Genomic DNA, 10,514 nt, shown 5'->3' on the forward strand with positions numbered 1-10,514 from the left:
CGCTCCACTCCCCGCCGGGCCGCCGCCCTTCTCGGCGCGCTGCTCGCCGGGCTGCTCCTCGTCCTCACCGGCTGCTCCACGGGCCACACCGGCAAGGGGACCGCGCCCGCCCCGTCCCACAGCGCGGTCTCCGGCGACCGGGGGCCCGGCGCCGCCGGGGCACCGGGCTGGGCGCAGGGCATGCCGTCCGTCCGGGCGGGCGAGCTGCCGTCCGAGGCCCGCGACACCCTGCGGCTGATCGACGCCGGCGGGCCGTTCCCGTACGCCAAGGACGGCACGGTCTTCGGCAACCACGAGAAGCTGCTGCCGCGTCACCCGCGCGGCTACTACCACGAGTACACGGTCCGCACCCCCGGCTCCCGCGACCGCGGCGCGCGCCGCCTGGTCACCGGTCAGGGGCACGAGACGTACTACACCGCGGACCACTACCGGTCGTTCCGGGCGGTGCTGCGATGACGGACTCCCTGCCCGCGCCGCTGGTGGCGGTGCTCGACGGGCGTACGCCCCCCGGGGTGCTGTCGTGGCCCGCGGGCCGTCCGGCGCGGGACGCGGTCGCCGCGGCCCGCGGCGCCGGGTGGAGCGCCGCGGTGCTCGACCTGGAGGGCGTCGCGGACAAGGCGGCCTTCCTGCGGCGCTGTGCCGAGGCGCTCGGTTTCCCGGAGTGGTTCGGGCACAACTGGGACGCGCTCGCCGACTGCCTGACCGATCTGTCCTGGTGCCCGCCCGGCCGGGGCCGGCTGCTGGTGGTGACCGGCTGGCAGCGCTACGCGGCGGCCGCTCCCGAGGAGTGGAGCGTGGTGGAGAACGTGCTCGCGGACGCGGTGGCGTACTGGCGCGGCACGGACACCGGACTCGCCGTGATCATGGCGCGGGGGACCGGGTGAGGGGACGCCCCGCCGGGCGGGAGGGCCGTCCGGCGGGGCGTCTCGTCGTATCGCACCACGGGGCACGGGAGTTCGTCGGACAATCGCATCACCGCGGGTGGTGACCCGTATCCTGGCGGTATGCGATTCCTGAACCCGAAGAACGGTGCCCTCGAAGAGTGTTCTTCGGTGCCGTACGACCTGACGTACGACGATGTGTTCATGGTGCCCAGCCGCTCCGCGGTGGGCTCCCGGCAGGGCGTCGACCTGGCCTCGCCCGACGGGACCGGCACCACCATCCCCCTTGTCGTCGCGAACATGACCGCGATCGCCGGCCGGCGGATGGCCGAGACCGTCGCCCGCCGCGGTGGTCTGGTCGTCATCCCGCAGGACATCCCGCTCGATGTCGTCACCGACGTGGTCACCTGGGTCAAGCGCCGCCACCTGGTCTTCGACACCCCGATCGTGCTGTCCCCGGTCGGGACGGTCGCCGACGCCCTGGCGCTGCTGCCCAAGCGGGCGCACGGCGCGGGCATCGTCGTCGAGGGCGGCCGGCCCGTCGGCGTGGTCACCGAGCACGACCTGGCCGGTGTGGACCGCTTCACCCAGCTCTCCGAGGTGATGTCCAAGGACCTGCTGGTCCTCGACGCGGACATCGACGCCCGGGAGGCGTTCAACCGTCTCGACGCCGCCAACCGCAAGCTGGCGCCCGCGGTGGACGCGGACGGCATGCTGGTCGGCATCCTGACCCGCAAGGGCGCCCTGCGCGCCACGCTCTACACCCCCGCCACCGACGCCCGGGGCCGGCTGCGGATCGCCGCCGCCGTCGGGATCAACGGCGATGTGGCGGGCAGGGCCGAGGCGCTGCTGGCGGCGGGCGCGGACACCCTGGTCGTGGACACCGCCCACGGCCACCAGGAGTCGATGATCAGCGCCCTCAAGGCGGTGCGGGCGCTGGACCCGCAGGTTCCCGTCGTCGCCGGGAACATCGTCTCCGCCCAGGGCGTGCGCGACCTGATCGAGGCGGGCGCGGACATCGTCAAGGTCGGTGTCGGCCCGGGTGCCATGTGCACCACGCGGATGATGACCGGCGTCGGCCGGCCGCAGTTCTCCGCGGTGCTGGAGTGCGCCGCCGAGGCGCGCAAGTACGGCAAGCACGTCTGGGCCGACGGCGGGGTGCGCCACCCGCGCGATGTCGCCATGGCGCTGGCGGCCGGTGCCTCCAACGTCATGATCGGCTCCTGGTTCGCCGGCACCCTGGAGTCGCCCGGCGATCTCCAGCACAGCGCCGACGGCCGCCCGTACAAGGAGAGCTTCGGCATGGCCTCCGCGCGCGCGGTGCGCAACCGCACCAGCGAGGAGTCGGCGTACGACCGGGCCCGCAAGGCGCTGTTCGAGGAGGGCATCTCCACCTCGCGGATGTTCGTCGACCCGGCGCGTCCCGGCGTCGAGGACCTGATCGACTCGATCATCGCGGGCGTCCGCAGCTCCTGCACGTACGCGGGCGCGGCCTCGCTGGCGGAGTTCGCCGAGAAGGCCGTCGTCGGGGTGCAGAGCGCCGCCGGCTACGCCGAGGGCAAGCCGCTGCACGCCAGCTGGAACTGACCGCGGAAACGTCTCCGCACGCCGTTCCCCGGCCCCGCACCCCCTGTGGTGCGGGGCCTTCGTCATGCCAGGTGGCGTGGGAGGGTGTCCGATATCCGGTACCGCCTATCCGGTGTCCGGGGCATCGGGGCGACCCCGTACGATCGGACGACAGCGCGCAACGAACCGCCGCTTGCCGCCCCGGTGCGCAACGATTGTTCGCAGTCGCGCAAGAATCCTGCATTACGGCAGGTCAGCGACGGGCCATAAGGTCGGGCGCTGTACGTGGAGTGGCGGGGACCGCCTGCTCGGCGGTCTCCGGCGGCGGGGTGCTTCGTCCTGCCCGTACACCGACCGTCGCCGGTCACCGGAGGACCACCCGACCGGCAACGACGAAGGAGCCACCCCAGTGATGGAGCACGGCACGGTCCCGCCCGCGGGGGACACCGCCCCGAGACCGTCCCCCCTCGGCAGCCGCCTGACGCGGCGCAAGCCCGTCGAGCGGCTGATCGCCGAGGGCGGCCGGGGCGAGGGCGGCACGCTCCGCCGCTCGATGGGCGTCTGGCAGCTGACCATGATCAGCATCGGGGCCACGCTCGGCACCGGCATCTTCGTCGTCCTGGGCGAGGCCGTCCCGGACGCCGGGCCCGCCGTCGTCCTCTCCTTCGTCCTCGCCGGCCTGACGGCCCTGTTCTCCGCGCTGTCCTACGCGGAACTCGCCGGCACCATCCCGGTCTCCGGCTCCTCCTACTCCTACGCCTACGCGACCCTCGGCGAACTCGTCGCCTGGGTCTGCGGCTGGTGCCTGATCCTGGAGTACGGCGTCTCCGTCGCCGCCGTCGCCGTCGGCTGGGGCCAGTACCTCAACGAACTCCTCGACGGCCTCTTCGGCGTCACCATCCCCGCCGCGCTCTCCGCGCCGCCCGGCAGCGGCGGCGTCTTCAATCTGCCGGCCCTGCTGGTCGTCCTGCTCGCCATGGTCTTCCTGCTGGGCGGCGCCAAGGAGAGCGCCCGCGCCAACACGGTCATGGTCACGATCAAGATCCTGGCGCTGCTGCTGTTCTGCGGCGTCGCCCTCCAGGGGGTCCGCTCCGGCAACTACGCCGACTTCATGCCGATGGGTATGGCGGGGGTCAGCGCCGCCGGCGCCACCCTCTTCTTCTCCTACATCGGCTTCGACGCCGCCTCCACCGCCGGTGAGGAGGCCAAGAACCCCCAGCGCGACCTGCCGCGCGCGATCATGCTCTCGCTGGTGATCGTCACCACGCTGTACTGCCTGGTCGCCGCCGTCGCCGTCGGCGCCCTGCCCTGGAAGCGGTTCGCCGGCTCGGAGGCCGCGCTCGCCGGCATCCTCAAGGACGTCACCGGCCAGGACGTCTGGGCCGTCCTGCTCGCCGCGGGCGCCGTCGTCGCCATCGCCAGCGTGGTGCTGACCGTGCTGTACGGGCAGACCCGCATCCTGTTCGCGATGTCCCGCGACGGGCTGGTGCCGAAGGTCTTCTCCAAGGTGCACCCCAGGACCGGCGCGCCGCGCGCCAACACCGTCATCGTCTCGCTGTTCTGCGGGGTGCTCGCCGCCGCCGTCCCCCTCGGCCAGCTCGCCGACGCCACCAGCATCGGCACCCTCTTCGCCTTCGCCCTGGTCAATGTCGCGGTGATCGTGCTGCGCCGGACCCGCCCGGAGATGCCGCGCACGTTCCGTACGCCGCTCTCGCCGCTGCTGCCCGCGGTCGGCTTCCTGCTATGCGTCTACATGATGGGCAGTCTCGGCGCGGTGACCTGGGTGGTCTTCGGCGTCTGGATGGCCGTCGGCCTTGTGGTCTACTTCGGGTACGGCATGCGCCGCTCCCGACTGTCCGCAGCAGAGAAATGAACCACCAGCAGTGCGACTGAACGACCTCGACGAACGCATCGTCCACGCCCTCGCCGAGGACGCCCGGCGCAGCTACGCCGACATCGGCCAGGAGGTCGGCCTCTCCGCGCCGGCCGTCAAGCGCCGGGTGGACCGGCTGCGCGCCGAGGGCGCCATCACCGGGTTCACCGTACGGGTCGACCCGGCGGCGCTGGGCTGGGAGACCGAGGGGTACATCGAGCTGTTCTGCCGCCGCAACACCTCGCCCGAGGCGATCCACCGCGGTCTGTCGCGTTACCCGGAAGTGGCGTCCGCCTCCACCGTCACCGGTGAGGCGGACGCCCTCGTCCAGGTCTTCGCCTCCGACATGCGCCACTTCGAGCGGGTGCTGGAGCGGATCGCGGGCGAGCCGTTCGTGGAGCGGACCCGTTCCGTGCTCGTCCTCTCGCCGCTGCTGCGCCGGTTCAGCTCGGGCGCTCCGGGCTGACCGGCCGTTCCTCCCGCCCGTCAGGGGGCTCGCGCAACGAATCGCCGCGGGCCCCTTTTTCCGCGCAACGAATACCCGGTCACCGCGCAACGGGCGCGCCTTGCCGGAGATCATCCGCGGCCCGTACGGTCATGGCATCCCACCCGAAACATCCGCCCGAGGTGTCCCATGTCGTCGTCGCTGCGCACCGCCCTGTTCCAGAGTTCGGGACGGCCCGGCGACCCGGAGCACAATCTGCGGCTGCTGGCGGACGCCGCACGGAAGGCGGCCGCCGCCGGGGCCGGACTGCTCGCCTGCCCCGAACTGTTCCTCACCGGCTACGCCATCGGCGAGGGCCTGCACCGCCTCGCCGAACCCGCCGACGGCGCGGGCGCCGCGGCCGTCGCGGCGATCGCCGCCGAGCACGGCGTCGCGGTGCTCTACGGCTACCCCGAGCGCGCCCCCGGCGGCGAGGACGGCGCGGTGTACAACTCCGCGCAGCTCATCGGCCCCGACGGCGCCCGCCTCGCCAACTACCGCAAGACCCACCTCTACGGCGACTTCGAGTGCGGCTGGTTCACCCCCGGGGATGTGCCGGTGGTCCAGGCCGACCTCGGCGGCCTCCGGGTGGGCCTGCTGATCTGCTACGACGTGGAGTTCCCGGAGAACGTGCGGGCCCACGCCCTGGCCGGCACCGACCTGCTGCTGGTGCCCACCGCCCTGATGCACCCCTTCCCGTTCGTCGCCGAGTCCGTCGTCCCGGTCCGCGCGTTCGAGAACCAGATGTACCTCGCGTACATCAACCGCGTCGGCACCGAGGGCGGCCTGGAGTTCACCGGCCTCAGCTGCCTGGCCGGCCCGGACGGCGTCGTGCGGACCCGCGCCGGCCGCGCCGAGCAGCTCGTCACGGCCGACGCCGACGCCGGGTTCCTCCGGGAGTCGCGGGCGGCCAACCCCTACCTCGCCGACCGGCGCCCGGACCTGTACGGCCCGCCGGCCTGACACCGCGCCACCTCGCGCACCCCCTCACCGGGCGCCCGGACCCCGCCGCCGCGCCCGCTCCCGCCCCGCCCGGTCCCGGTCCGGCCTGCCAGGACCGCGGCCCGCCCTGCCCGCAAGGAGCCGTACCCGATGACGTCCACGGTGCCCACCGCAGCCCACCACGCGGACGACCGGCCGCCGATCACCATGTTCGGCCCGGACTTCCCGTACGCCTACGACGACTTCCTCGCCCATCCGGCGGGCCTGGGACAGGTCCCGGCGACCGAGCACGGCAAGGAGGTCGCGGTCGTCGGCGGCGGCCTGTCCGGCATCATCACCGCCTACGAGCTGATGAAGATGGGCCTGCGGCCCGTCGTGTACGAGGCCGACCGGATCGGCGGCCGGCTGCGCACCGTCGGCTTCGAGGGCTGCGACCCGTCGCTGACCGCCGAGATGGGCGCCATGCGCTTCCCGCCGTCGTCCACCGCCCTCCAGCACTACATCGACCTGGCCGGCCTGGAGACCCGCCCGTTCCCCAACCCGCTGGCACCGGGCACCCCCTCGACCGTCGTCGACCTCAAGGGCGAGTCGCACTACGCCCGTACGGTGGACGACCTGCCCGAGGTCTACCGCCAGGTCATGGACGCCTGGAACGCGTGCCTGGAGGAGGGCGCGGACTTCTCCGCGATGAACCGGGCGATCCGCGAGCGCGACGTCCCCCGCATCCGGGAGATCTGGTCCCGCCTCGTCGAGAAGCTCGACAACCAGACCTTCTACGGCTTCCTGTGCGACTCGCGGGCGTTCTCCTCGTTCCGGCACCGCGAGATCTTCGGGCAGGTCGGCTTCGGCACCGGCGGCTGGGACACCGACTTCCCCAACTCCATCCTGGAGATCCTGCGGGTGGTCTACACCGAGGCCGACGACCACCACCGCGGCATCGTCGGCGGCAGCCAGCAGCTGCCGCTGCGCCTGTGGGAGCGGGAGCCGGGCAAGCTCGTGCACTGGGCGCCGGGCACCTCGCTGTCCTCGCTGCACGACGGCGTGCCCCGGCCGGCCGTCACCCGGCTGCACCGCACCGCGGGCAACCGGGTCACCGTCACCGACGCGGCCGGGGACATCCGCACCTACGACGCGGTGGTGTTCACCGCGCAGTCCTGGATGCTGCTGTCGAAGATCGCGTGTGACGAGGCGCTGTTCCCCATCGACCACTGGACCGCGATCGAGCGCACCCACTACATGGAGTCCAGCAAGCTGTTCGTCCCCGTCGACCGGCCGTTCTGGCGGGACAAGGACGAGCGGACCGGACGGGACGTCATGAGCATGACCCTGACGGACCGGATGACCCGCGGCACCTATCTGCTCGACGACGGACCGGACCGCCCCGCCGTCATCTGCCTCTCCTACACCTGGTGCGACGACAGCCTCAAATGGCTCCCGCTCGACGCGCGGGAACGGATGGAGGTCATGCTCACCTCCCTCGCGGAGATCTATCCCGGCGTCGACATCAGGAAGCACATCATCGGCAACCCGGTCACCGTCTCCTGGGAGAACGAGCCCTACTTCATGGGCGCCTTCAAGGCGAACCTGCCCGGCCACTACCGCTACCAGCGGCGCCTGTTCACCCACTTCGTGCAGGACCGGCTGCCCGAGGACAAGCGCGGCATCTTCCTCGCCGGCGACGACATCTCCTGGACGGCGGGCTGGGCCGAGGGCGCCGTGCAGACGGCGCTGAACGCGGTGTGGGGCGTGATGCGCCACTTCGGCGGCACCACCGACCCCACCAACCCCGGACCGGGCGACGTCTTCGACACCCTCGCACCGGTGGAACTGCCCGAGGACTGAGGAACGGCCCCCCATCACGCCGGCCCCGGAAGGCATCTCCCGTGCCTTCCGGGGCCGGCGTCCTTTACCGCCCGACGGGCCCCGGACACGGGTGTGCTGAACCACCGTCATATGACCGGGATGACATTACGGGAACGAGCGGCACGGCCCGGTGTGGCGCCCGCCGGAACGGGGTAATAACCGGCGCGCCCTCCCACGGTTTTCCGGCCGGCGGAGAAGAGGGCGACGCACCCGGAGAATCCCGCACATTCGGCGTCCCAGGAAGCGCCCGCGCGACGCGGCGCAGAATTCCGGAGGTTGCAGCATGCCCCGCAGACTCGCCGCCGCCCTCACCGCTCCCGCCCTGGCCCTCGGCACGCTGCTGACCACGGCGGTCCCCGCGCGGGCCGTGCCCGCCGACAAGCCCCGGGTACTGGCGGCCTGGACGCAGACCAGCGCGGCCAGTTACGCCCAGTGGGCCGCCGCCCGGGGAAACCGCGCGAAATATGCCGCGTACGCTTTCGACTGGTCCACGGACTACTGCTCGCACGCTCCGGACAATCCGCTGCGATTCCCCTTCCGCACCGCCTGTGCGCGGCATGACTTCGGTTACCGGAACTACCGGGCGGCACACGCCTTCAAGGCCAACAAACCGCGCGTGGACTCCGCTCTGTACGCGGATCTGCGACGGGTGTGCCTGCGGTACTCGGGCAAGAAGAAGAGCGCCTGCAAAGCGCTGGCGTGGACGTATTACGAGGCGGTGAAGAAATTCGGCTGAGGGGGCCGGACGGGGGACCGCGGCCGGGAGGCGCCCGGCCGCGGTGGTGCCGTGCCGCCCTACGCCCTGCCGCCCTCGCGCGGTGCCGCCCCGCCGTGCGGCGCTCCGCCGTCCGTGTCGTCGTAGGCCGAGGTGCCCTCGTCCAGCAGCGGCGGCTGCTCCTTGAGATGGGCCGGGGCGAACGCGCGCAGCACGTGGTAGCCGGAGAGGACGACGATCGTGCCGAGCGCGATCCCGCCGAGCTCGAAGTGGGTGCTGATCTTCAGGCTGACGCCGCCGATGCCGATGATGATGCCCGCGGCGACCGGCACCAGGTTCAGCGGATTGCGCAGGTCCACCTTGTTGTGCACCCAGATCTGGGCGCCCAGCAGGCCGATCATGCCGTAGAGGATGACGGTGATCCCGCCGAGCACGCCGCCGGGGATCGCGGCGACCACGGCGCCGAACTTGGGGCACAGCCCGAAGAGGAGCGCGAAGCAGGCGGCCGCCCAGTAGGCCGCGGTGGAGTAGACCCGGGTCGCGGCCATCACGCCGATGTTCTCGGAGTAGGTGGTGTTCGGGGGGCCGCCCAGCGCGGTGGACAGGACGGAGGCGGCGCCGTCCGCGGAGATCGCCGTGCCGAGCTTGTCGTCCAGCGGGTCACCGGTCATCTCGCCGACCGCCTTGACGTGCCCGGCGTTCTCCGCGACCAGTGCGATCACGACGGGCAGCGCGACCAGGACCGCCGACCACTGGAAGGCGGGGCCGTGCAGGTGCGGCAGGCCGATCCAGTCGGCCTTGGCGACGCCGGAGAGGTCCAGACGCCAGTGGTCGACGACCTGCCCGGCCCCGTTCGCGGAGTGGATCATGCCGAAGAGGCGGTCGAAGACCCAGGAGACCACGTAGCCGAAGACCAGCCCCAGGAAGATCGCGATACGCGACCAGAAACCGCGCAGGCAGACCACGGCCAGCCCGGTCAGCAGCATGGTCAGCAGCGCCGTCCACTGGTCCTGCGGCCAGTACGTCGCGGCCGTCACCGGCGCCAGGTTGAAGCCGATCAGCATCACCACGGCGCCGGTGACCACCGGCGGCATCGCGGCGTGGATGATCCGCGCCCCGAACCGCTGCACCGCGAGACCGATGAGGAAGAGCACCGCGCCGACCACCAGCACCGCGCCCGTCACCGTGGCACTGGTGCCGCCCTGGGCCCGGATGACGGCCGCCACCCCGACGAAGGAGAGCGAGCAGCCCAGGTAGGAGGGGACCCGGCCGCGGGTGGCCAGCAGGAAGATCATCGTCGCGACGCCGGACATCATGATCGCGAGGTTGGGGTCCAGGCCCATGAGGACCGGCGCGACGAAACTCGCGCCGAACATGGCCACCACGTGCTGTGCGCCCAGCCCGGCGGTGCGCGGCCACGACAGCCGCTCGTCCGGTCTGACGACGGCGCCCGGGGCGGGGGTGCGCCCGTCGCCGTGCACGGTCCAGCGCACACCGAGACCCATGACTGCTCCACTTCTTCGCACGGTGATGACCGGGCAATGTTAGTGCGGTGTACATCCGCTTCCTCCCGGTCCGTGGCGGCCGGAGGGGGACGCCCTCACGAGGGCCGCGCGACGGGGGAGCGGTCTGCCGTGGCCCCGGTCCGGGGCCAAAGCATTCTAAGCAGCCGCTTACGATGGCTCGATCCCGTAGTGGCGGCACCATCCGTCCCACCAGTGTCAGGAGTTTTCTCTGTGAGCGTCGAACCCTTCCACGCCGCCAGTGCCGTCCCGTACGGCGAGCTGGTACCCGTCACCGTCCACTTCGACGACCTCGACGCCCTCGGCATGCTCCACAACTCGCGGTACCCCGTACTGTCCGAGCGTGCCTGGGCCGACTACTGGTTCGGCCACGGCTTCGGCTTCGACGGCGACTGGGCCGCCGCCGGCGACATGTGCAACGTCATCAAGGAGATGCGGATCTCCTACGACCGCCCCATCACCCGCCCCGGACGCTACGCCGTCCACCTCTGGATCGAACGCCTCGGCCGTACCGGCCTCACCTACGGCTTCCGCCTCTGCTCCGCCGACGGCACCGAGAGCTACGCCCACGGCCACCGCGTCGTGGTCCGCGTCGACCCCGAGGCGCTGCGGCCCGCGCCCTGGTCCGAACGCGCCCGCGCCGTCGCCGCCGGCCTGCTCCGTCCCG

The 10,514-nt window shown here is 72.2% G+C and carries 10 protein-coding genes; 9 read left to right on the top strand and 1 reads right to left on the bottom strand.

The annotated features are described in order from the left end of the window. From AC51EU_RS21450 to AC51EU_RS21485, 8 genes are all read left to right on the top strand, one after another. A partial coding sequence (locus tag AC51EU_RS21450; RefSeq protein ID WP_496268645.1) for a guanyl-specific ribonuclease occupies positions 1-456 on the top strand: 456 nt, incomplete at its 5' end. Then, positions 453-884 carry a barstar family protein gene (locus tag AC51EU_RS21455; protein ID WP_496268646.1) on the top strand — a complete coding sequence of 144 codons (432 nt, stop codon included), beginning with the start codon at positions 453-455 and terminating at the stop codon, positions 882-884. The genes AC51EU_RS21450 and AC51EU_RS21455, both read left to right, overlap by 4 nt. Before the next feature lie 120 nt (positions 885-1,004). Beyond that, positions 1,005-2,468, top strand: a complete 1,464-nt coding sequence (locus AC51EU_RS21460; RefSeq protein WP_496268647.1) for a GuaB1 family IMP dehydrogenase-related protein — start codon at positions 1,005-1,007, stop codon at positions 2,466-2,468. 391 nt (positions 2,469-2,859) lie between these two features. Beyond that, entirely contained in the window at positions 2,860-4,320 is a 1,461-nt protein-coding gene (locus AC51EU_RS21465; protein ID WP_496268648.1) for an amino acid permease, read from the top strand. Positions 4,321-4,330: 10 nt separating this feature from the next. Next, on the top strand, positions 4,331-4,786 hold the full coding sequence (locus AC51EU_RS21470; protein ID WP_496268649.1) for an Lrp/AsnC family transcriptional regulator: 456 nt from the start codon (positions 4,331-4,333) through the stop codon (positions 4,784-4,786). Between the two features lie 168 nt (positions 4,787-4,954). Beyond that, complete coding sequence (locus tag AC51EU_RS21475) at positions 4,955-5,767, top strand: carbon-nitrogen hydrolase family protein (RefSeq protein ID WP_496268650.1); 813 nt, start codon at positions 4,955-4,957, stop codon at positions 5,765-5,767. Positions 5,768-5,896: 129 nt separating this feature from the next. After that, a complete protein-coding gene (locus AC51EU_RS21480) occupies positions 5,897-7,588 on the top strand; it encodes a flavin monoamine oxidase family protein (RefSeq protein ID WP_496268651.1) in 1,692 nt (563 codons plus the stop codon). Between the two features lie 304 nt (positions 7,589-7,892). Continuing rightward, positions 7,893-8,345, top strand: coding sequence for a phospholipase (locus AC51EU_RS21485; RefSeq protein ID WP_496268652.1), 453 nt, complete (start codon positions 7,893-7,895; stop codon positions 8,343-8,345). Positions 8,346-8,404: 59 nt separating this feature from the next. Here AC51EU_RS21485 and AC51EU_RS21490 read toward each other — a convergent pair whose 3' ends face one another. Next, positions 8,405-9,829: a uracil-xanthine permease family protein gene (locus AC51EU_RS21490; protein WP_496268653.1), complete on the bottom strand. Its 1,425-nt coding sequence runs from the start codon at positions 9,827-9,829 to the stop codon at positions 8,405-8,407. Positions 9,830-10,060: 231 nt separating this feature from the next. On the opposite strand from AC51EU_RS21490, the gene AC51EU_RS21495 reads away from it, so the two are divergent. After that, a partial coding sequence (locus AC51EU_RS21495; RefSeq protein WP_496268654.1) for an acyl-CoA thioesterase occupies positions 10,061-10,514 on the top strand: 454 nt, incomplete at its 3' end.

Source organism: Candidatus Streptomyces philanthi (assembly GCF_059553635.1).